We start from the raw sequence: 23,351 nt of genomic DNA on the forward strand, positions 1-23,351 counted from the left end.
AAACGACAAGACGGCGCCGCCCCACCCAGGGCGGCGCCGTTTTCATGTCGGCATCTAATGCGCCGCGAGCGCCATCCGACCCTTTAGGTATTCCCCATACTGGCCCAGCGAAAAAATGAAGACCCAATAGATCGCCGCAACAAAGAAGAACACTTCGATGTAATAAGGTGCCCAGGCAGCGGTGCCAAAGGCCGTCTTGCCGGACGCGAGGATGTCAAAGAAGCCAATGATCGTCACAATGGCCGTTTCCTTAAACGTCACAACAACCATGTTGATCGTGCTGGGCAACGCATGACGAAACACCTGCGGCAGGACGATGCGCCCCATAATGCTCCAATAGCTGATGCCTAATGCCTTACCGGCCTCAAACTGGCCCTTGGGGATTGCCTGAAACCCACCACGAAAGACTTCGGCCTGATAGGCTGCGAAAAACAACGCAAACGCGATGATCACACGCCAGATTTTATCCCCTTCGAGCCAGTCCGGCAGAAGCAACGGCACAACAACCGCGGCCGTAAACAGCGTCGTCACCAATGGCAGTGACCGCACCGTATCAATGATGATCATTGCGAACCAACGCACCACGGGCATGTCTGATCGACGCATAAGCGCGAACCCCAGACCCATCGGCATGCCAAGCAAGACAACGGCGGCAAACAGGAATAGCGTCAGCGACAACCCGCCCCATCCGTCCGTTGTCACCTGTTGCAGCCCCAACAGACTCCCTTCCATCAACAGGTAGTATGTGGCGAACCCAGCGCCCCACAACACCGCAAGACGTTTTGCCTGCCACATCTGGGGCAAACAAGAAATCAGCACGGTCAGAACAATCGCGACCGCCGCGAGCGTCGATCGCCAGTGTTCTTCAAACGGATAGGTGCCAAACAAGATCAAACGATGGCGCGCATCAATGACCGACCAGCAAGCCCCGGCATGTTCGTCACACATGCCGACGTTTTCTTCGCTCCAGACCGCACGGAACACCGCCCAGTCCAGAAAGGTCCACGCGATATAGACTAATATCGCGAACACAATGACAGAGATGGCCGCCGCCAAAGGCGAACCGAACCCCTGTTTGACAAAGGCTTTGCGGGCTAGCTGAAAACGGCTGGGGGGTGAAATGTCGGTCATGGCCATGCTAGTGTTCTTTCAATTGCAAACGCGCATTCAGCCAGTTGGTGAAGATCGCGATGGAATAGTTAATGGCGAGGAACGTCAGCATCAAAATCAGGATCAGCTCAAGCGTTTGACCGGACTGGCTGATAGAATTGACTGTGATGTAGAAAAGATCGCTAAAGCCAATCGCGATGCCAATGGTTGTGGCCTTCATCATGAATATCCACTGATTGCCAAGCGGTGGAATGATGCTGCGCAGCGCCATCGGGACTTTGATCCGAGACCAGATTGACACACGAGACAGGCCCAACGCCTGCCCCGCCTCAACCAAGCCGCGTGGCACTTGTGCGAGGCCACCGCGCACGATTTCAGCGATATAGGCGCTGCCATACAAGGTGATCGAAACTACAAGCGCCAAGAGTTCGATTGGAACAGAAATGCCGCCCTGAAAGCGAAGCCCTTGCAACGCTGGAATGGAAAAGAAAGGTGCGCCAACCGGCCGTAGAACAACCGTAGTAATCAGGCACAAGACGACCGACGCCCCGAACCACGTTGCCAGCCCGCGCCACAGCGAGGCCTTAGAGACAATCAAGCCCACAGCGATTGCGATCGACGCCAGAAGGAGGCCAACAGCGACATTCGGGCTGATATTCAAACCTGGCAACATCAATCCCCGTCCAGAGAGGAACGCGACATCTGCGAGGTTTACCGCCTGACGAGGCCCCCCCATGTGGATTAACACCGCATACAGAAAAACCGCCTGAAGGATCAGTGGAATGTTGCGAAAAATCTGCACATAGACGTTGGCAGCCAAGCTGAGCGCGGGATGACGCGCGTCACGCAACGTTCCAATGATGAACCCGAAGAACGTGGTGGAAATAATGCAAATGAAGCCAACGAATAATGTGTTCAGCAGGCCGATGAACAAGGTGTAATAATATCGGTCGCTAATGGATCTCTCGATCAGGGAAAATGAATAGTCCCAACCGGTATCTCGCTCCAGAAACGAAAAGCCGCTCGTCATGTTCATCTGGGTTAAGTTGTATTGCGCGTTTGACACCGCCCCCCAGACAACAAGGACTGTTAGAACGACAATAATGGATTGAATAGTAAGACTGCGGCGCTTTGCGCGCCCGCGTAATTCTTCGGCAGTCGCCATGATCTCATCCCTCAAGAGCCAAAGACAATAAGGATGGACCGCCCGACCAACTCGGGCGATCCACTGGTTCAGGTTCGCTTAGTCAAGGATCGGCGCGTACAGGACACCGCCATGGCTCCACAGGCTGTTAAGACCGCGCTCAAGGCCATACGGGCTGTCCTTACCAAGGTTGCGGTCATAGATTTCCGCAAAGTTACCGACGGCCGCGATCATCTCTTTGGCCCATGTGTCGCGCATGCCCAAACGCTCACCCATACCCGGCTCAGCACCCAGCAGGCGTGCGACGCGCGGGTTTGGCGGGTTAGCAGCCATTTCTTCAACGTTGGCAGATGTGATGCCTTCTTCTTCGGCGATCAACAGGGCGGCAATCATCCAGTTAACCGTATCAACGAAACCGTCGTCGCCTTGGCGCATCGCAGCCGAAATAGGTTCGCTCGACAATTGGTCGTTCAGGATGACGTGCGCATCAGGATTGTCCAACTCGGTCGCACGCAGAACCGCAAGGTTAGGCCCCCAGCCTGCAAACGCATCACAGCGGTTTGCCAAATAGGCAGAGCGCAATTCGGCTTGGCTTTCGTAAGACACCATCGTGTGTTCAACACCGATAGAGGCCATGTGGTTTGCCGCCAGACGTTCGATCGTCGTACCCGCTTCTACACAGACAGTGCCGCCTTCAAGGCCGGTTGCATCCGTGATGCCCAGATCGCCATGCGCCATAAACTGTGTGCCGCCAAAGAAGTATGGCAGGCTGAACTGAAGACCCAGCTCTGTATCACGCCCCATGGTCCAGCCTGTCGCCTTGATGATGACATCGACATCGCCGGACTGAAGCGCCGGAAAACGCTGTGCCCAGCTGAGCGGCACGATCTGGTTGGCGTCGGGATCACCCAGAATGGCGGTGGTCAGCGCGCGACACAAATCAATGTCGAGGCCTTTCCATTCGTTCTGGTCGTTCACTTCGACGAAGCCGAAATAGCTCCCGTTATGACCCGAACACAGCATCGTGCCGCGCTCCATGATTTGTTGGACGGTCGCACTTTGAGCAGACGCAATCTGAGGCGCGATGACACTTGTTGCCGCAATCGCACCGGCTGCAATAATATTCTTCATTTCACTCTCCCTTTTGTGCCGCATATCAGCACGATTGTATCGATATTCAGCATGTAAGGGAAAATTCATTGAGTCAACAGTTTTTGCCAATCGCTGCTTGTTGGGAGTTTTGAAGATCAGTCCTGCACAATAATTATGCGCGACTTGCGCCACATGCATAAATTCGGACGACAGCGGGTTCGACCCCCATGTGTTTGGGGGGGGGTGGCAATTCTATCGAAAGACCGTTGCCCATGTTTTGGAGCACAGGTGTTTTTGTTGCAGAGAAAAGAAAGGCAAAGAAGGCTTTCTGCGTACATATGCGCGCCTATAAGAACATGTGTGATCTTTCGCGCTACAAGAACACGTCGCAAGCAGGCACTCTGAATGAAACACACGCGATAGGTGAATGGCCAAGGTCCGCTTTGACAGTAGCGCTCCAATCAACTCGCAACCTCAGCGAGGTCGACTTCCCGCCCCGCAGTTCTTCGCTGCACTTGCTGCACGAGACGAGCAGCCATTAGCAGCAAATCGTCGAAGGTCGGCTGCGTCCGCATAGCAGACCTTGACCCTGACCGTGCTAAAGGTCCGGTTTGGGTCAGTATTGCGTGACGCCCCCCTGATAGCATTCAGAGCCTGCCAGCCATCAAGTCAAAGATCCGCGACGTTCCACACCTCGTTGATGAGGGAACATATCGACAAAAATTTAAAGGCGGATCCTAGGGATCCGCCTTCTTTGGTTCTATAGCCTTACAGACTGAAAAGTCCGATATGACGCTATTTCGATCATCCGCAAAATTCGCCAGAAAACCCGTCTTTTGTCGTAAAGACGGTCTTTCGATGTCGAACATCAACACCTGTCAGACACACCATATATTGGCCAGTGGTGACTTATCCCCCATTGATTTCATTCACTTTATTACGCCGATATCCACAATTATATTTAGCTTTGTCCATTACACCCATATAAAATGACCATCGATTTTTCAAGAAAAATGCCGCCCGAAGGCGGCATCATATGTTTTTTGAAAAATCCTACGGTGAAGTAGACTGATGGATCAGATCAGTCCGCCCGTAAATTCAGACATGCCTATCGTCACATCATGTGAAACCGAACTTCATCAGAAACGCCGTCCGGTGGCGAAGCAAGTAAGGCTTTGATTTCTGCTGGTGACACCAACAGAGATGCGAAGCCCTGTTTCGATGCGAGCCGAAACCCCGACGGAAGATGTCCCCCGAACAGCAGTTCCAATATTACATACAGTTTTGCATGGCACTGCTCAGCAGCCTTTGCCAAGTCCACGAAACCAACCGGGGCATCGGCAACTTCTGCGAACTGGGCCTTAATGAACTGGAACAGATTTTGGATCCCGCGACCATCCACAGACTTGCCGATCTTACTCTTCAGAATGTCGTGATCCTGAAGACGTTTCAGCAGTCCCAAGTCAATCAATGACTGCACCATTGGCCGTGAAGCATGGAGGACATATGGCAGCTGCGACACTGGCACTGAATGTTTGGTCAACTCAATGATCTCTTTTGCGTCTGCATAATTCACGAGTGTCCGCTCCGCTTTTGAAGCCCCCTTCCCCTCTGAAAGTAACCCGGCAGCACGCAGGATATTTCTCAAGGTCACCGGATGGATATGCTCATATGAAGCGATGTAGGCCACACTGCTTATCTTCGGTTCAGTGACAGCTGACCCCAGTAACATCTGTCCCTTTGTGACTGCCATATTGTTGATAATCTGCTCCCGCAGCAGCGTGCGGATCGGCCCCGGATCCTTTGACAACCGACTGGCCCCCAACCAGCTGTAGAGCATCCCGTAGGTAGGGCCCGGACGGGCCAGATGTTCCTCTTCACCACCAGCCTCTATCATGGCCAGCAAAGCCTCACTGATCGCTTCTGAACCCTTACTGACGATAGGAAACGCGGTTTCGCCTGCAACGTCCCACAGCGCCTCCGTCATCTTCGCAGCGGACTGCTTTGAACCAAAGGCAATCACCCCGCCAAGCATCTCAGTCGCACGTGCCGCCTGATCAATATGTTGGCGGTCAAGCCACTCAGGACCTTGTTTGCCTGCAATGCGATCAAGCACATAAGACTGCAAAGCAGATACTGGTCGCGGCGCACTATCATAAGGCGACACCAACTCAGTTCGGATCTCTGGCATCATCGCCTGAAGCTCGAGTGCAATATCATCCCAGATGCCCCGACGAACATCGCGGAGCGGCACCCCATGAGTTTCACATGTACGCACAGAGGCAAACCGCCAATGAAGGCGATGACGCAACGCTGCCATCGGGCGCTCTTGGCCAGCCATATCCTCAGCAAGGCAATGCGGGCAGATACGGGTGACAGCCCCGGTGGTGAACTCAGCTGAAAATTCAAGGTTGCGCAGCGTGAAGCGGCGTTTTCCAACAGCAGTTATTGTGTTGTGGAAAACCGGTGCTGGATCTTGCCCGGTGATGTCGCATAAGCGCGCCACGGCATCATGCTTCCCACGGGAAAGATCTAACAGCGGGATCTCCAAATCATTCAGAAACGGGACGAGGCGGCCTCCCGTATGGAAGGCCGCCTGGCGTGATGCCCAAGAGAGGGGCGTTTCATCGTTGATGAAAGGCAAAAGGGGAAAGAGCTTGGCCATGATCAGCTTACCCGCTTTCGCGTCTTGGAACGGCGCTTCACGACCAGCTCATCATCCTCATCAGCATCCGGTTTGAGAAGCCAGAACTGCTCTGCATAGAAGACGTTCTTTTGCGCGGTACAGCCCTCCTGCATGCCCCAAGCGCGTGCGAAGTGATCAATCGTAAGGTCGGCATCATCCGCAACAAGAGCCATCTCAATAGCATGCACAATAAGTTCAACGGCGCGACCGAAACGGTACCTGGCCCCATGAAACAGGCGCGCAATAAGATCGGCCTCAACTGGCGCGCCACGCCCTGCCCGGTCGCAATAATAAGTCAAGATGTCCTTGAACAGTTCACCGTCGACTTCCTCCGACAACGTCGGCAGGATGATGGTCGAGAACCGGCGCTGGACCTGAGGGTCCGTCCGAATAATCTTGCCGAGATCCTCCGTCCCGGAAAGAACGACAACAAGCGCGTCATCGCCCTGCATCAATGACTTGAGGGCGCGCAAGATCATGCCACGGTCAGCGCAGAAGAGATCATGTGCTTCGTCGATCCAAAGTACAGCGGTTCCCATCAGGCGCAGGCGTTCCTGCAAGAGCTCCCAGAGTGCCCATGCCTCTTTGCGTTTTGAAGCCTCGACGTATCCAGTCTTCTGCAGCAGCGCGAGCGTCATACTCTTGAATGTCGCAGGGCTGGGCACCGAACATTTGATGTATCGCGGCTGACCGTACTCGCCCTCGGCCAAAACCGGTTGCTTGGCCAATGCACGATCCACAAGGTGCGATTTCCCGCTGCCAGGGCCACCGATCATCAGGACACCCCGGGTCTCCCCAGTTTTTGTGACACGGAGAGGTTCAGGCATCAAATTGCCCAGTTCGTCCCGCTGCAGCAGCCGTTCGAGATGCTCTGTGATCTCGGCGTCACGCTCAGAAGCAATGTGGAAATTTCGTACTGTTTCGAGAGTACGGGCGATGGTTGCGTGGTCAGTCATGATCAATCTTCCTCAACTTTGAGAGACGGTGATGTCGTCGCGGATGCGACCTTGGGTGCAGGGGCGTTCTGGGTGGCATCAGTGCGTGATGAAGGGCCAGCTGCTGGATCGGCAGACTGTGCATCAATGGCATCGGGGAGTTCACGTCCGACTTTGCCGGCGGTCTGCTTCGGGGCCTTGCGCTCAAAGAACTCAACACCTGCGATTACCCGGGCTTCGGCGCGGTCCGCAGCATCGCCAGACCAGTCCTCAAGATTAAGGCTGGCGGCGGACATTGCCTTGGCATTTCGTGATGCAATCGCTTTGATCGCCTCACGGACGGCAACCATGTCCACACGGTTCGAAGCTGGGCTTGCTGCACGTACATGACGTACTGCGGTCAACCACGTCTGCGCAGCTACCCCTTCGAGGGATGGATCTACCGCAGGGATTTCAAACCAGTCCGGCCCCATCTTCACCGAAATTGCTCCGATGTCTTTCGGATGCCAACGGACATCCACTTTGTGCGGGTCCTTGCGACGCATCCAGGTCGCCAAAGCTTCAGATTGGTACCGCACGCCGAGAACGGTGATCCCCGTTTTCTCAAGGTTGTATTTCTGGCGCTGGCCAAAAACGAGCCGCGAATGATACATGTCCGGTGGGCTCTGAACGCCATACTTCTTGCTCAGACGGCGCCAGCACTCGATTGGTGTTTCTCCATCAAGGCTCCGGTGTGGCGTATTGTGATAGATATCAACAACCCAGCGAATGAAGGCGAAAGTGACGTCCTCCAGCTTCATTGCAGCCCGCTTCTCAGGGTCTGCATCCCCTTTTTCACGAATGTTGGAAAACGTTCGTCCCGGCATGCGTGCCGCCAAATCCGTAGCCATCGTCCCGAAGACCCGTTCAATCATTCCGCGAAGCTCTGGCGTGCCGTTGATTGCGATTTCAGCCGCAATGCCAAGGTCGGCACAGGCAAAACGGAAGCGCTCAGACTTAAAAGCAAGGCCACCATCGGTCACCAGAAGCTCTGGTGTACCATGCATGTCCCAAGAGCTCAGAGAGCCGGTAGCATCCGCCCAGAGACCCTTGTTCGACACCACCATCTGCAATGCTTGTACTGCAGCCTCTCCTCCTGGATTACGGCTCAGTACCATCGCCAGAATGCATCGAGATGTGCAGCAAATTACGGCTGTCAGCGTCCATCGAGTCTTCGAGCCATCCAAACCGAGGGATTTCTTCTCCTCTTCGGTAAGAAGCCCGTAAATCTCAGCGCTCTCCATGATGGAGATGGCATCAACCGTCCACTCATCCATCTCAACCCGCTGAAGCAGCCGCGTCAGTTCCAGTCCATTAATAACCGGACGAAACTTCTTACGAGCTGCCGCCTCACCATTTCGGGCAATTTCGACGGTAAAAGGGTCAAGGTTCCGAATTGCGCGGCGCACCGTTTCATAGCTCGGAGCTGTAAGCGGCTCCCGACCTTCGGCAACCCGTTCCTCGTTCCGATCATGAAATGCGATCAGAACATTCTCATGGGTCAACTTAATCGACGGCTTTTCAAGTGACAAATACCCGCGCACTTCTTTCATCATCAGCCCATAAGCCTCTGGCGACATAAGCTTGGTCCGGTTGCCGCGCCGTGCCATGCCGTCAATAAGCCCAGGCAACCCAAATTCAGCCTTCGCCGACAACCATCGGCGCAGGGTTCGAGGACTTGGCAACTTTGTGAAGTCTACAGATTGGTCAATTTGGTTGGAGCCGAAGCGGTTCAGGTTCTCGACATAATCGAGCGCCATCCCGCGGATCAGTTTCAAATTAACTTTGATACTTTCATCTGTCCGGTTGACCTTCCGGTCGCGCTCAAGCTCTAAAAACCCTTCGCAAAATGCATCTTTCTTGGAGACACGGGCATGCGGTCTGCCGTCGAGCCCAGAAATTAAAGTGGTGCTTCCGCGAAGCCGCCGCTTGGCCTCATCAGGAAGGAAGAAGTTACGCTCAACATGAATTCGACCGAGCCCACCAAGACGGCTGAGCTGATCATGACTGAAGGAACGCGACAAGCCTCGGCTGTCATCCAGTGTCATGACGTAGCCCTCCTCGTTGCGGGGACCTACAGTCCAAGGTGAGCCTTCAATGTGAACACGGTCGTATTTACCGAAGGCGTAGTTTGCGTTTTCGTTGCGAAATGAGAGATCCATGATGAATTCCTTTATGCGGGATCTGAAAAAGATGGCTGCGTCGGCCCATGCCGACGCGCCGGAAGATGAAAAGACCGATCAGTCTTCAGTGCTGGCCATATCGGTGACAGGATTGGTCGGTTCGAGCGGGATGCTCTCCGTTGTTGTCCACAGTTGAGAGAAGACGCGTTCGATTGTGCCTCGAATCTCAGGGGCAGCATCAATGCCAATTTTAAAATCGACCTCGAGACACTCGACGTCGCAAAACTTCCGTCGGAATTCCGAACCTGAATCAGATACAATAGTCTCTGGTGCCCCATCAAACCCGAAACCTTCAGGCACAGCCGCAACGTCATTCAGACTGGACGCTGCTCTCTTCTGGAAACCAGCGGCTGACCCGCAACGGGCAATTCGAACAGAATACGGGTCCAGATCGTGAATAATACGACGGACAACCTCGCGGCGCGGAGACGGGAGAGAACAGAAACCCTTCGCCATACGACGCAAGTTATGGGCAGCTACTTGGCGCTCGATGCCACTATAAACTGCAGAGATGGTCAGCAGGTCCGGCGACAAATACGACGCTACGCAGTCCATCACGATTTCTACCATATCCGGATCCATCCGGTCATAGTGAATTCCGGATCTCTTTCTCTGAGCTCCATCGAGGATAATCTGCATCAGGGTTTGGACAGCATTTTCGGCAAGGTGATCTTCAAACATGGGTTCTTCTTTCGAATTTGTTGTGACTTGAGACGGCGCAGCGAAATGCTTGATGCCATTTTGTAAAGGAGCGAAAATATCATCCATGATCACACCTCCTGCGCTTTAAAGAGTTCGGTCGCATGGGTGATGCGTTCGTGCTGGACGAGCTTAAGATGCCCGGACCGGATGAGCCGGACGATGGCGCGAAACCCCATGCCATCGAGACCTGTTTCAGCAACGAGAGTTCCGATTGCGGTGACACCTGAGCACGTACTGACAACGCGTTTCGCAATCTCATCGGCGTCAGGATCTGTCACACGAACCGAATGCAGCAGCTTTGCATTGAACAATTCTGTCGGATCGACGTCCTCTTCAGTGAAGAGGCGAAAATCTGACAGAAAGCCCTGAAGCATGGCCTGTGCTTTGATGCGGGCCAGCTTGGCGATATACTCGGCAGTCGCATATTTCGTCGGGCGAACGGCGTATCCAACCCACTTCCCGTCGCACTGTTGCACAACCAAATCGATAAAGTGCTTATGATAGACTCCGTCATCATCGTACCATTCGAAAACAATCTGATCGAAGATGGCCGCAGTCTCAGGTCGTGTAGAAAGGATCAACGCTCCCTTCATTTCGAGATGGCTTTCGGTACCGAGGCACCGACCAGGTCCGTCGCCGACAATGATCTGCCCTGTGAAATGATACGATGAGCCGACTTGTGTTGAGCGGTTGCCAGAACTGGCTTCGGGAAGGCGGAAGCCGCCGGGGTGGAATGGATATGACATAGTAATGTCCTCGTTCAATCAATGAGGCGAAAACCGGGACGTCGGATTTCGCTGTGACCTCACAAGCAACTTTCAGGCAAAGCTCCGCACCGCGGCTCAAATGAGCCGTTTTTCGTGGTTGCTGACCGAGAGAGCCAATTTCCATCAAGTCGATGGAAATGAGGTCTGTGTGAGGGAAGAGGCGTTCCTTGAAATCGATGGCGTTAAACGCTACGATTTCAGACGAGAGCGGTGGAACTTGTTCTTCCGTGGTAGACACCTGCATCGTTGGCGCTTTGCGGGTGTCTTCTTTTCAATCAATCGTCAGGCATGTTTGTCTCCGGTGTGATTAGAAGTTCAGGTTAAAGTATCGGCGGGCTGCTTTCTCGCAATCAGATCATACGTAAATCCGGCTTGAGTCCACGTTTTTATTTATATTATTCAGATGCTTGCGGGAATTTCGTTCTTGTTTCGGTTTTCGCATTAATCGACCCCATTTCTTTGTCGGTTCGTTTTTCGGCACCACCACATTTTGAGATGCAGTCTATTTCTTGTCGTTTTTTCGGCGTTGCGAAGAAGCGGTTCGCACCACTCATTTCATGTTTTTTTTGACGTTCAGCCATTTGGGAGCTGTTGGAATCCAATCTCCAGGCGAGAGTTTTAAGTCTTCTTGACCATCAACGATTCGCAAATCTGAAAAGATATTTTTTCAAATGAGCTGACCTGACCACGAGGCTGGTTCGGTTTACTATTCCGCATGATCAATCTCCTATCCACCAGGTTGTTTGGGCGCTGCTCTGCAGATGCAGTGTCCGTTTCTATGCTCTCAATGTACGGCGGAAAGTCACGCAAATGCCAGCGTTTGATACCTATCAAACAAACGTCTATCAGGTGCTGATAGATATTTTACGGAATCATGCGTATTGCGTTTTATCAAGCCGTACGTTCATGCAATATGAAAAAGCAGGGAGACTATAAATGCAGTCTACAGAGATACCTTCGGAGGTTGATATTCACAGCTATGAAGGTCTAACTCGCTTGTTCCGATTTGGCGTTAACCTCCGGAACAACGAAGCTGATCGCGCTGCTCTTGCGCTAACGGAAGGACGCTTCGGTCTACCTGCCTACATTCCAAAAGCACGTGGCGCTCTCGAAGATACGGCCAGGCACCTCGATCATCTCGGAAGCGAAGCAAAGTTCGAAAAAGTGTGCGCACTGATTGCAACGGCAAGCACCAAAATGAATACGCTGACTGATGATCTATGCCGTGAACTATCCATACTCACTGCTTCGCAAGACATCGTCAGGTTTTCTTTTGCTCCTGCGATCTTGCCCTGCCTCTTACACGCCAAGGCTGCCAAGGCGAGCCGAAGGGTAACATACCCGATGTACGCGATAAGATACGCTGGTATCGGCCCAGACGTCCATTTAATGGCCTTTGCATCGCTGTTTTTGAACCTTCCGATATATACTGAGAAGAATCCCCCGTGGGATCCTGACACAATTTTCGACGACGGTGTGCCAAATACAGAATTGCCAGACATTGAAATCACATTCCCACCTGCAGAATTTCGATTGCAGGATAAGCTGGACCTGGAGGAGAGTGTACGAAAGTCGAAACTACCACGAGTTGTCGATCGCGGAAAACTTGATCTTGAAAGCACTATGATCGACTACCTATGTGCGGCACACAGGTATGCGTTTGCATTCGTCTCAGAAAGTTTCGCCTCGTCCACCAAACAATCGCGCTTGAAAGCCCGTCAAAACCTTCTGAAGGAAATGCGTGTTCGTCGTGTGGCAGAGTTAACGACAACAATGCCGCCAATGATAATGATAGAATTCGGCCGACCCGGTGAATCCGTCGAAACCGTCAAGATAGTGTCTACTGATGATGTCGAGAACTTCTGCGAGGCGGGATTTCTTGTTCGAGAGCGTCCTGGTAAATCAGGACTCGTTTCCATCGAAGAAATACAGATCTCTGGCGATAATCTGGCTCCAAAACGATATCTCGCAAAAGGGCCTGCTGGGGGGCGCAGTATTGCGGACGCATTTGCAAACATCCGGAAACCTCTAAAATACAGGCTCGCAGATCTTTTTGAGGTCATCAGGCCTAAAACAACAAAAAGCAATCCTACCGGTGAGGAGGAAATTAACGAACTACGCCCGAGCGACATCCATGAAAGCGGTGATCTTTCCGGAACATTCCGGAAAATCGCTCTGCGGGACACTGTCACAATCGGATTACAGGAACAGAGGATTAAGGCTGGCGATCTGTTATTCGCGCACCGCGGCCCCGTCGGCCGTGTTGGATACGTGACAAAACAGAACATTCAAAATAAACACTTATGGGCAGCTCAGTCTCTACTGATTATTCGACCCCGAAAACAAAAATCTGGACGGGGTCCGCGCCCACACTGTGATCCTCGCGTCCTATTTATGTACCTTTTGTCGCCAAAAGTTCGCAACCACTGGGTCGAGCTTGCCATTGGTGATCGCAGTCCTTCCATACCGATAGGTGAGGTTGAGAGGTTCGGCTTACCAGAAAACCTGATACTACAAACAAAGCCCAAAAAGGCAGACCCCTCTCAAAAAGAAGCCCGACTCGAAAGCCATATTGATGTGATCATAGCTGAATTTGAAGCGCGTCAGAGACACATGGCAAGTATTCAAGAACTTGAAAAGAAGATTACTTCAGGAATCAATCATGTTTGGGAAACCGCTTGGGCAAAATCGCTTGAGAAGTAGGTTTCTGTTCGACCTTCTGTGGGTCTTGAATCTGAGGTGCCGATGACCGTAATGTGACGCGCCTCGTATGGTGCAAGGTCAGCTTTGCGGACCAAGCCGACCTTTGCGACCTTAGAACCAATGGCCGCTTACTCTATGCTGCACTTGCAGCAAAACACAGCACGGGCGGGAAGCAGACCTTTGCAACGCTCTGCACCGAGGTCTGCTTTGCAGGGCGTGTTAGACTTATGCTCTACCTACGTAAAAATCTGGTTTTGCAATCCGTTCAGCGTCAGGGCTCTGAACGCTGCAAACGCCACCATCCGAAGAGTGTAAGGCTTAGAAAGACGAAAAGCAGAAATATGCTCAGTGCGCCCCATCCCTCAGCTACGGCGCGCTCGATTGCAGCACCAAAGTAGTATCCAGCGCCCACCAGAAGCGCCGTCCACAGCAGCGCAGAGGATGCATTCAACACCGTGAACACAGGCCATTTCATTTGTGTGAGACCTACCGGCAATGCACCGATAGTGCGCATCCCCTTGGGGTAGCGGTAGATGAAGATGTAAGCGGGCCCGTAAACGTCCAGCATCGCTTCGGCTTTGAGCATCAACGCTGACAACCGTGGGCGTGGTGCCAAGAAACCTGTGCCATACTTGCGCGCGACCGCAAAACGCAATTCATCCCCCAGATATCCGCCTGCAAGAGTTGCCAAAGCGACCAGTGTGACATCTAAAGCCCCCGTGTGCGCAGCGTAACCGCCAAACAATGGCAGAGAGCCACTCTTTAAGGCACAATAGGCAAACAAGAGCAGGTAAACCAATGTGCCATATTGTGAGATCAGGGTGAGGAAGGCTTCCAAGTAGATTGCTCCTGTGGGGCAAGGATCTTTGATGTTTGCGAGCGCTCTGGGTAGCAGAGATCACCGCGATGTCGCCATAGCAGATACCGATAAAATCTATGTTACGGACAAGGCTCTTTTAGCTTGTCAGGAAATGCACAGCTTAACATTAGCACCGCCGTTATAAGTATCGCCGCACCCTGGTTTTATATGCCCTGTAGTTTGCCCCGTAGATGTCTTCCAACCAAGGCTCTTCAGCAAATGGTGCGGCGGCAAGGACCAAGATGCCGAACGCTGCTACGCCTGCCGCCCATCCAGATGCAGACAGCATTGCCCACCCGATAAGAATGGCCATGTCAGCGACGTATTGCGGGTTGCGGGAGTAGCGATAGAGACCGTCCGTCTTCAACTCGGCGACTTCGCCGCTGGTTGCTCCGAATCCGATTTTGCGGACTCCAATCGAGACAACAACATTTCCGATGATAATTAGCGCAAGACCAATGCCCCACCGGACAGGTGCTGGCCAACCAAAACTGTTCCAGTCCGCAATGCCCAGCACAAAGGTCGCTGCAAATATCGAGATCGTGGCAAGCCAGACCCGAAGCTTGATGCCTGTTGTGGCCTGCTTTGGGGGCCAGATACGACGTTCGGGGAATGCGATGGACCACCCAAATGCGACAAGAAGATAGCAACCGGCAATCCCGCCGACCGATATGGCAAGGACTTCGGTGTTACTGAGTATGGTCATGTCCATGGTTGTCCAGCGCCCCCGTGTCTTCGCCTGAACGGAGTTCCTGCCATGCTTGAACCAAAATGAGCTGAGCCGACCTCAGGAACAGGCCCGCCATGATGATTGCGACAATGAGGTCGGGCCATGCGGAGGCGGTCACAAGCACTGCGACGCTTGCGATCATGACCGCGACATTGCCGATGGCATCATTGCGCGAACATAGCCAGACCGAGCGCACGTTTGCATCGCCATCTTTGTAGCGCATCAAAAGCAGGACACTGGCCAAGTTCGCGGCGAGTGCGAGCAGACCGATCAACCCCATGATCTGTGCGCTGGGAACACCCAGAATGAAGATCTGATACACTGTGGAGCCGAAGACCCAGAGGCCCATCAACAGAAGGCTGAGCCCTTTGACCAGTGCGGCGGTTGAGCGGACCTTGAGGCTCATCCCAATAACCGCAAGGCTGAGGCCGTAGGTTAAGGCATCTCCGAGAAAGTCGAGTGCGTCTGCTTGCAGGGCCTGGGAGCCAGCAAGTTTGCCTGCGGACATTTCCACAAAGAACATGGCGGCGTTGATGAAAATAACGACCCACAAAACCCGCTTATAGGCAGGGTCAACGCCATCAAACTTCGGATTGCCAGAGCACCCGCAAGCAACGTCCATTTTACTTATTGGTTCAGTCATGTGTTGTTCCTCGTGTTATGGAAATGAAAAGCCAGCGTGGGACACGCGCGGCATAGTCCTCAAAGTGTTTTCCGAATGTCTGGGTAAGGGCGGCTTCCTCACCCCTGATCTGGCCTCGATCAATCATCAGGTAGAATGCGAGCACTGCCGAGACTGCACTGACCGCGCCAAGCCACAGGACAAAGGCCATCAAGACGATCAGCATACCAACATACATCGGGTTGCGCGTTACGCTGTAGATACCGTTGGTCACCAGTGTTGTTGCCATATCGGGCGACTGAGGGTTCACGGTAGTCTTATGGCGGATAAAGCTCAGAACTGCGGGTAGCAGAAATAGCACCCCCGCCAATGCAGTAGCGACAACCAGCCACGGAGATGCCTCGAAAAGTGCAATCGGAATGAAAGCAGCAAGCAAACCCGCGATCACGATGCAAAGGGCCAGTTGTGCGAGTGGGGGTATATTCATGAAGAAGCTTCCATATTTGATTCTTCACAAGTATAATTCCTCTAGTAACTAGAGGTTCAAGAGGAAAATTTGATGTTCTCAATCGGCCAGCTTTCCAAGCGCACGGGGGTCAAAATTCCGACTATCCGATACTACGAACAAATGGGTTTGATTGATGAGCCTGAGCGTTCAGAAGGTAACCAGCGCCGATATACAAAAGCAGGTCTGAGCCGCTTGTCCTTTATCCGTCACTCTCGTGATCTGGGGTTTTCGGTCGAGGACATCAGAGGGCTTTTGGAACTGAGCCAACACCCCGAAAAACCATGCAGTGACGCGCACAGTATTGCAGCCCAACACCTTCGAGATGTTCAGGGCAGGATTGCGAAGCTGCGACGATTGGAACGTGAATTAAAACGCATCACAAAATGTGACGCTGGCAATGTAGCCGCCTGCGCGGTCATCGAAACACTTGCTGACCATGGGCTGTGCGAAACGGAACACTGAATAGACCTTTCACAGGTTGGCAAAATGACAATTTTTAGCGTCGTAAACTTTCGATCAAGTGCACCCAAAGCTGTCTTTTGCTGCACTATCCATTAAAGTCCGCTTTGGGTCGGAAGTTCGGAGGTGATTTAACCAGCCACCCTAAACCCGACCTTTGTGCGCGGCGCTGCATCAGCGACTCTGGGCTCAAAGCAGCCGTTCGCTGCGGTTGCGACCGTCGCTTGTCAGAATGTCGCATGCCAATGGCGGCTATTCGACGCTGATAGTCGATGGCTTCGAAGGGTGGCAAGTAGCGCTTCTTAGAATTCGAGACCTTGAGGCAGCGCTGGAAGGGGCCTTAGATCAGGCTTGGATCCTGCCTTGGAGAGGGCCATAACGAAATGCTGACTGGCAACTTCCCTGCCTTCACAAATTCGTTCAACTTCTTAAGAAGATGAGATCTACATAAATGGCGATTCAACCTGCCATTCAAAATAGAAGGGAATTCCCATGAGACGTCCAACATTCGAAGAATTACGCGAAGAAGCTGATGCATTCATCGGGCCTCCCCAGCCGCCAAAATTTCAATCCTCAAGCACCGATTACGAACTGTCTGACGAAGCCCTTGCAAGCCTGCCAGATCTGGCGGGCCGCTTCAGTCAAAGACAAAGCTCGAAAGGGACCAAGTAATCAAACGAACGCGTAGCACCCGAATGAAAAGAAGGCCGACGTCAAGAGTATCAACTTGAGAATCGCGTGCTACCCTTTTTCCAACACCTGTTGACCTTGCACTTGAAGCGTAGAGACGTAAAACTCGCCATACCGTAACAATCTAAAAGATATACAAAAAATGAACCTGATCGACTTCGCAAAGACCCTGCCAGCTGACTTCGACGAACTCGAATTCGTAACCCACCTCAAGCAGTCTGTGGATCTAAGCCAGATAAAGAGTCTGTCCGAAGCCGAAGTGAACAACCTCTTCGACGCGGCACAGTTCTTGACCGACTACATTTTGCTGGTACGGGAACATCAGGGGCAAGAGGTAGAAGAGGACGGACATCCATACGTCATGTACCGTGGGCCCTACATCCAGAACGTCCTCACAAATCAGACCGATGGGCCGAGTGATTTCGATCAGCTTGACACGTTTGGCGTCGGTGGTGCGGACAAATATCTGGGCTGAGCCACCCCCATACCACCTCGTCATACTTGTTTCGTGTGGCGGGGCAGTACAGTCCTAGATCTAGCGTAGTATTGTTTAGAGAGATTCGGACATTGAAACGAACGCCGATTTTGAAAAAAACCAACGCCTCCTTCGAACCCACATTTCAACAACATACATCTCAGCTCCCAGATCAACTGAAACAACCTTTCTTCCCATTTCTCTCTTCGGAACCTTCGAAAAACTTTGCGTTTCTAGGATGTGAGCTCAGCGTGCGCCATTGCAGGATGTCAGTTTCCTCATCAGTCGTCAGAGGCATTTATGGGCCTTCTTTACCATATAAACGGGCATCAATTACTGCCTGTAGTACATCCGCAATTCCATGCCCATGGAGATGGATACCTATCTCGTCGAGCGGCTTATCTTCGGAGGCAGTCTGAGAACCCCAATTGAAACTTGTGACGACAATGTCGTCACGGTCCCATAGGAGAGCCTTCCCGTGCAGCATAGAATCTCGGCTCTGCACTTTCCGGATGTCGATACCTTGATTGCTCTGTTCAACTGCGGCGCGGATGTCGCGCTTTTTAACTTGGCCAGAAGGCACCGAATAAAGTGCCTGAACGCTTGCGATACGCTCTGACGCCACCTGAGCTGGATCAAAAATATTTTGAACCATTGACGACCCCATCCTGTGGGTCATCACTACGAAGCGTTCGAGAGAATCATGCGCAGCGCGCCGCAGCAAAGGCAAATGGTCTGTCGCGGCCAGTATTCGAAGCGTTACCTCGATTTCCTCAGCCTTACGCGGCATCTCTATGAGACAAGCGCGCTTTAATAGTAACTCAGCCCGCATAGCCTGCATCGAGTCCCGAGATTCACGCGCCGTTGGAACCCCTGCGGTGATGGCTCCCAATAACTCGAGGCAGCCCGCGACGGCGGGCCCATCTTGCAACTCAACTGATAGTTCGTGAGCGCGAAACGGTGATTGCAGCCAGTTGCATGATCCCAGCAGCGCACGGGCACCACCTGCCCCGTCATCGGCCATCAGAATCTTCGCGTGACTATGTACTGGGGCAAGATGGGCAGCAACAGACGCACCAGCGGTACGCAACCGGCCTTGGAGCTCGGCCATCGCCCGCATATGCTTACCGTCTTCGTCCAGCGAAGAGCCGAAGAATAGATGGACTCGTACCCCGCGGCGAACGGCACGTTCAAATGCCGACCAAACGCGTTCTTGCCTCAAATGGGCTTTTGGATCGTCCTGCGCGGCCACGAAAGTCGAGAGTACAAAAATGTCGCTCCGCGCGGCGTCCACGACCGCTTCCAAGCAAGTGAGGTGATCGTTACCTCCAAAAATAATCTGTTCCGGCGATAATTTGGTTTCAATTGGCGTGTCAAGGCACACCGGCCGTGATGGCTGAGCAGGCTGCGCTACCGGAAGTTTACCAGATTGAAAATGATCGCGCAGTGAAACGCGTAATGCCTCACTTGCCCCTTCAGGCAGGACACCATCTTTTGCTCGGTCAAAGTCAATCTCAATAAACCGTTTTTCGATAATTGAGCGGTTGGCTTGAACCATGGCAAATACCTCACCTGCTCGTAAGTCCGAGCTTACAAGATGGCGGACACGGCTCTCCATTGACGCATCTGTTTCAATCTCGTCGTCTCCTGGGAAGTCGACGATCTTTGTACCCTTTCGGCGATGCTTCGGTGTTTTAAAGACTACATCGCGTTTGCGGAACACCGAGCCACCCAATTTGTCGAAGACGAGGCTGACAATCATCTCACGCCGCTGAGCGCGCTCTGGCAGTGATCGACCAGCAACCAAATGGGCACGAGCAGCTTCGGAGATCGCAAGGGCCGGCACAGGCGCAATGCGAACTTCGATTAACCCAAAGCGCATAAGCCGGCTTACCGCCGCCTCTACAACTTGATGCGCAATGCCAAGTTCTTTCGCCACAGATGCGCTTGTTCCAGGATTCTCTCTTAGAACGAGGAGAATCTCCTCCTCCACCGGGCTCCAACCCCATCGCCGCTCGATGACTACGCGTGCACGATACCATACCACCGGAATCAAGAAGCTCATCAGATTATCCTTCCATCTTCGCCGCAAACGACAATCGAAGCTTGCGGTAAGACATCTGGAACTTTGGGCTCTGCCATCCTGTCAATCCGCCGCAGCATCCCCCCCAGAAATCCGAGATCGCTACCGGACTCTTGCTCATTCTCTGACCATTGGATCGCATTCCACAGAAATCCTGTCGAGGTGACGAGAACAAGCTTGTGTCGTGCGCGGCTCAGAAGCACATTCATTCGCCGGCGGTCTCCAAGAATGCCAAGCGCGTGGCGTCCGACCTTTTGATTATTCCGCACAGTGCTCACAATCACAACGTCGGCCTCGCCGCCCTGAAAGCTGTCAATTGTGTGAACAAACAATCCGTCGCCTTTCGGGCTGGCGAAGCCACCCAGCAATCCAGTGTGTTGGTCTGTGCGGGTCGCTACAAGAGACCTCAGGAGATTGCACTGCGCTGTATAGGGCGATAGAATCGCAAGAGTCGGCATTTCTCCTGAGGCTGGGCCCAATATATCAAGTGCCTCAAGTACAGCAGTAGTCTCTGCCCTATTTGCTGGTGAAGTGCCTTCGAACGTCTCAAAAGCCTCAATGCGCGATCGGCTGAGCGAAGGTAAGTCAAATATTACCAACGGGGCAGCAAGCGCCCCAGTGCTTGGAATTATCGGACAGGCACGATTAACAATGCGCTCTGCCGTCGTCAGTCGTCCACCATAGAAAGTCTCAGAAACCAATTCGCAAATAGTCGGGTGCATCCGGCTTTGTTCAGTGAGCATTGAGACTGGCCCGCTACGCACATTGTTTGAAGCCTCTTCCGCTGTTTCTGCGATTTCTCTAAACGGTTGCTCAAGCCGAAGAGCCGCTCCGAGTACGTCCAGGCGAAGACTGCTGTTGTCTGCCAACGCAGCAAGCGAAGCACCGACCGCCTCGGGCAGATCCGATACCGCAGCGATAATATCTACCGCGTCCTCAAGTAACGCCTCGGCGGCGCCCGCAGAATAAAGCCGTGCCTTACGTTCGGCATCGAACGGAGCCAGTTGGCGATGATCTCCAATCAATACGCGCCGGCTACCCAAAGACAATGGCCCGATAAGCTCCGGACCACTGGCCCTTGCGGCTTCCTCCACGATCACCCAATCGAATTGCTGACTCTGCGCAGCCATCTCCTCGAGCACAGACGAGTTCGCTGTCGCTAAAGTTACGTCAGCGCTGCGCAGAATTAGATGTTCCGTGTCCCGCAGAATAGCCTCACCTTCAGAGTCAACAGCTTCATCGGATTCTTGTACTCGAAGGAGCCGCTCAATAGCTTTACGTCGGACACGGGAGAGTGGGCTTGTCTGACTTAAAACGAAGGTATCCAGAAGGGACCGCGCACGTGCTTTTAAGCGAGTTTCCCCCGAGTTCTTTTCAGGGCGTTCCATGCGGACGACGATTGCGTCATTCCCCAGCTCAGTAAAATGCTTTCGTAGTGTGCGCTCCATTTCCGCAAGCGCCTCATGGTTCTGTGCGGCAATAAGGATACGAGCGGTTGGTCGATCTTTCAAAATACTGCCGATAAGCCTCGATATAAGGAAAGACTTTCCCACACCCGGAGGACCAACAACGAGATTGAGGGCATGCCCGTGACAGATTATATCCCACGCTGATGATTTTGACGGATCCAATTCGGTGGGTGCGGCACCCGGAGGGGCCATAGCACGGATTGCAGGGTCCAAACCGACACTGCGTGGGTCGCCAATAGCACGAAGTAGATCAAAGTTATCGCGGGAATTGACTATGTGGTTAAGACGGCGGCGGACCTGCGTTTCAGTCCCTTTGTCCGGACGTGGACGTAGCAGAACGTGCCCCTCAATTGGTATTCTTCCTTCATGTCGGAAAACATAAAGCCTTCGTCCATCTGCATCGACGACATCTTCAAGCGAGAGTTTTGGTGCAGAAGGCCCCAGCGTCAGCGCACCAGACGCTGTGAGCGTCCACTCCACCGAACCGTCATCGCGCAGCATCTCGCGTTGAAGGTCAGCGGCCGCCTCATTGCGTCCGAACTTTGCACGCCAATGATCCCGCTCCGCGTCAGTTCGCGCCGCGACACGAACGAGGCCGGTTTCAGGAGTATCGACAATTTCGACAGGATAATGGTGCAGTCGTCCCTCAAGGAGGGTTGCAACCTCAATCAAGACCAGCGCATGCCATTCGACGAGATCGCGATCACTCGCCTGTACTGCAGGATCTTTCCCGACGGAAGCCCACGCGATGGCTCCTCCCCCAGTCCGCGCAGCTCGATCCTGTGCATGGTTAATGTTTTGCGAGACGTGCATTCGAGCAGTAATCGGCAACGCATTCAGTGCACCATCGCCTGCACCCCGCATCCGACAGCTTACAATCCGGCCAAAACGATCATCGTTCGTCATCGGGCGTACACTATAAACGGCGCGTTGGGTGAACACTGATATCATCCCATCGCCGCGGTAAGAGTCGCGCCAAGCGATTGGGGTATCCCCCGTCAAATCGTCTTGAACAAAAGAGAGTAGCGCTTCCCTATCAGTCGCTGGAATTAACCCTTGCGTCAGCACAGGTACGTCACGCCGCAAAAGATCACGCCCCGGCAGAACGATCAATTCGTGCCGTCCACTTGACCCCACCAACTCAAGTTCTGAGCACAAAGCCTCAATCTCTGTTGCCAAGGCCTCGCCTTCGACATGCACGAACTGAGGTGGCACACGAAGGCGGTCAAGCAAGCGCTGCTCTGCTGGCAGAAGCACTGCGCTTTCTGTATCATTTTGTAAGAGCAGACCCGCAGCAACTTTTCCAAGGTCCCGCCAGTCTTGACCGTAAGAAACAACAGAACCGGGGCTCAGTAAGGCCGCACCACCGCTACCAACGGAACCGAGATGAACGCAGCCCTCGTAGCCACCGAGCTTCAGTTCTAGAGGTTCAAGGCAAGATGTGAAAACCGTGCTTTCTGCTATGCCGCCGTGAACGATGTCTGCCCCGTGGAGATAACCCACACCCCGCGCAAGTCGTGCTATTTGATACCAAATAGCGACACGTCCAGAAACCGTTCGTGCGCTCTCCTCGATTTTGCGGCGACTTCGAGCAGACAAAGCGTCAAGCGATCCGTCAGCGCCTATTAAACGAATTCCGATCTCGTGATCGTCTTCAATAACATCTATCACATCCAGCAAAATTTCATGCACCGCCTTGCGAGCCAGAACCCCGCGTACGCGCCGCACCGTATCATTCAGAAAGCGCGCAATATCTTGATCGACCGCCGCACCAGTCTTTTTGATCAGCCATAGTATATAGGTTTCACCGTCATCCCGATCGGTAACCACCCAATGGCTCGAAGTCCGCAAATAGCGTTCGCTACTGCGTCCGCCCTCCATTTCGAACCGATCGTCGAGTGGGGTCTTTGCGTTCCCAATTCGCTGTTTTTGACGCACTTGGTGACTCTCAAATCATTCTAACGATACAATATATTGTATGTAGTTCCGCATCGATCACAAGGGGCCTTCCGTCCGCTACATCACCGCGGAAACGCAGCGGAACTCATCATAAGGGATTGGATCAGCGTTCGAGCCTTCGCTAATCGAAGTAAAT

The 23,351-nt window shown here is 53.1% G+C and carries 19 protein-coding genes; 4 read left to right on the forward strand and 15 right to left on the reverse strand.

From position 1 onward, the window contains the following. Positions 1–54: 54 nt before the first annotated feature. The 9 genes from Z948_RS0105520 to Z948_RS0105565 form a co-directional block, all read right to left on the reverse strand. Positions 55–1,137, reverse strand: a complete 1,083-nt coding sequence (locus tag Z948_RS0105520; protein ID WP_025058573.1) for an amino acid ABC transporter permease — start codon at positions 1,135–1,137, stop codon at positions 55–57. Between the two features lies 1 nt (position 1,138). Next, positions 1,139–2,275, reverse strand: a complete 1,137-nt coding sequence (locus tag Z948_RS0105525; protein WP_025058574.1) for an ABC transporter permease subunit — start codon at positions 2,273–2,275, stop codon at positions 1,139–1,141. Between the two features lie 78 nt (positions 2,276–2,353). Then, complete coding sequence (locus tag Z948_RS0105530) at positions 2,354–3,385, reverse strand: amino acid ABC transporter substrate-binding protein (protein ID WP_025058575.1); 1,032 nt, start codon at positions 3,383–3,385, stop codon at positions 2,354–2,356. 1,075 nt (positions 3,386–4,460) lie between these two features. Further along, positions 4,461–6,011, reverse strand: a complete 1,551-nt coding sequence (locus Z948_RS0105540) for a TniQ family protein (RefSeq protein ID WP_025058576.1) — start codon at positions 6,009–6,011, stop codon at positions 4,461–4,463. Positions 6,012–6,013: 2 nt separating this feature from the next. After that, positions 6,014–6,988: a TniB family NTP-binding protein gene (locus tag Z948_RS0105545; RefSeq protein WP_025058577.1), complete on the reverse strand. Its 975-nt coding sequence runs from the start codon at positions 6,986–6,988 to the stop codon at positions 6,014–6,016. Between the two features lie 2 nt (positions 6,989–6,990). Beyond that, the gene (locus Z948_RS0105550; protein ID WP_025058578.1) at positions 6,991–9,168 is read right to left on the reverse strand and encodes a Mu transposase C-terminal domain-containing protein; all 2,178 of its coding nucleotides are present in this window, start codon (positions 9,166–9,168) and stop codon (positions 6,991–6,993) included. A 78-nt stretch (positions 9,169–9,246) separates the two neighbouring features. Then, positions 9,247–9,957 carry a hypothetical protein gene (locus Z948_RS0105555; RefSeq protein ID WP_025058579.1) on the reverse strand — a complete coding sequence of 237 codons (711 nt, stop codon included), beginning with the start codon at positions 9,955–9,957 and terminating at the stop codon, positions 9,247–9,249. Between the two features lie 2 nt (positions 9,958–9,959). Continuing rightward, a complete protein-coding gene (locus tag Z948_RS0105560; RefSeq protein WP_025058580.1) occupies positions 9,960–10,637 on the reverse strand; it encodes a PDDEXK family nuclease in 678 nt (225 codons plus the stop codon). A gap of 416 nt (positions 10,638–11,053) precedes the next feature. After that, the gene (locus Z948_RS0105565) at positions 11,054–11,239 is read right to left on the reverse strand and encodes a hypothetical protein (protein ID WP_025058581.1); all 186 of its coding nucleotides are present in this window, start codon (positions 11,237–11,239) and stop codon (positions 11,054–11,056) included. Positions 11,240–11,594: 355 nt separating this feature from the next. Between Z948_RS0105565 and Z948_RS0105570 the strand changes: the two genes are divergently transcribed. Then, entirely contained in the window at positions 11,595–13,361 is a 1,767-nt protein-coding gene (locus tag Z948_RS0105570) for a restriction endonuclease subunit S (RefSeq protein WP_025058582.1), read from the forward strand. A gap of 271 nt (positions 13,362–13,632) precedes the next feature. Here Z948_RS0105570 and Z948_RS0105575 read toward each other — a convergent pair whose 3' ends face one another. The 4 genes from Z948_RS0105575 to Z948_RS0105595 form a co-directional block, all read right to left on the reverse strand. Beyond that, positions 13,633–14,199, reverse strand: coding sequence for a DedA family protein (locus Z948_RS0105575; protein ID WP_025058583.1), 567 nt, complete (start codon positions 14,197–14,199; stop codon positions 13,633–13,635). 160 nt (positions 14,200–14,359) lie between these two features. Next, positions 14,360–14,926 carry a methyltransferase family protein gene (locus tag Z948_RS0105585; RefSeq protein ID WP_025058584.1) on the reverse strand — a complete coding sequence of 189 codons (567 nt, stop codon included), beginning with the start codon at positions 14,924–14,926 and terminating at the stop codon, positions 14,360–14,362. Then, positions 14,910–15,593 carry a cation efflux transmembrane domain-containing protein gene (locus tag Z948_RS0105590; protein ID WP_081784030.1) on the reverse strand — a complete coding sequence of 228 codons (684 nt, stop codon included), beginning with the start codon at positions 15,591–15,593 and terminating at the stop codon, positions 14,910–14,912. Before Z948_RS0105590 ends, Z948_RS0105585 begins: the two co-directional genes overlap by 17 nt. After that, the gene (locus Z948_RS0105595) at positions 15,586–16,059 is read right to left on the reverse strand and encodes a methyltransferase family protein (protein WP_025058586.1); all 474 of its coding nucleotides are present in this window, start codon (positions 16,057–16,059) and stop codon (positions 15,586–15,588) included. Before Z948_RS0105595 ends, Z948_RS0105590 begins: the two co-directional genes overlap by 8 nt. 72 nt (positions 16,060–16,131) lie before the next feature. On the opposite strand from Z948_RS0105595, the gene Z948_RS0105600 reads away from it, so the two are divergent. From Z948_RS0105600 to Z948_RS0105610, 3 genes are all read left to right on the forward strand, one after another. Beyond that, positions 16,132–16,542 carry a MerR family transcriptional regulator gene (locus tag Z948_RS0105600; RefSeq protein ID WP_025058587.1) on the forward strand — a complete coding sequence of 137 codons (411 nt, stop codon included), beginning with the start codon at positions 16,132–16,134 and terminating at the stop codon, positions 16,540–16,542. Positions 16,543–17,031: 489 nt separating this feature from the next. Beyond that, positions 17,032–17,211: a hypothetical protein gene (locus Z948_RS0105605; RefSeq protein WP_025058588.1), complete on the forward strand. Its 180-nt coding sequence runs from the start codon at positions 17,032–17,034 to the stop codon at positions 17,209–17,211. A gap of 160 nt (positions 17,212–17,371) precedes the next feature. Next, on the forward strand, positions 17,372–17,704 hold the full coding sequence (locus Z948_RS0105610; protein WP_025058589.1) for a hypothetical protein: 333 nt from the start codon (positions 17,372–17,374) through the stop codon (positions 17,702–17,704). 298 nt (positions 17,705–18,002) lie between these two features. Here the strand turns inward: Z948_RS0105610 and Z948_RS0105615 are convergent, their stop codons facing one another. Together Z948_RS0105615 and Z948_RS0105620 are read right to left on the reverse strand one after the other, a co-directional pair. Then, positions 18,003–19,769, reverse strand: a complete 1,767-nt coding sequence (locus Z948_RS0105615) for a phospholipase D-like domain-containing protein (protein WP_052033157.1) — start codon at positions 19,767–19,769, stop codon at positions 18,003–18,005. Continuing rightward, positions 19,769–23,194, reverse strand: coding sequence for a DEAD/DEAH box helicase (locus Z948_RS0105620; RefSeq protein WP_052033155.1), 3,426 nt, complete (start codon positions 23,192–23,194; stop codon positions 19,769–19,771). The genes Z948_RS0105615 and Z948_RS0105620 overlap by 1 nt, the downstream gene beginning before the upstream one ends. Between the last annotated feature and the right edge of the window lie 157 nt (positions 23,195–23,351).

The sequence above is a fragment of the Sulfitobacter donghicola DSW-25 = KCTC 12864 = JCM 14565 genome (genome assembly GCF_000622405.1).
Lineage (GTDB): Bacteria > Pseudomonadota > Alphaproteobacteria > Rhodobacterales > Rhodobacteraceae > Sulfitobacter > Sulfitobacter donghicola.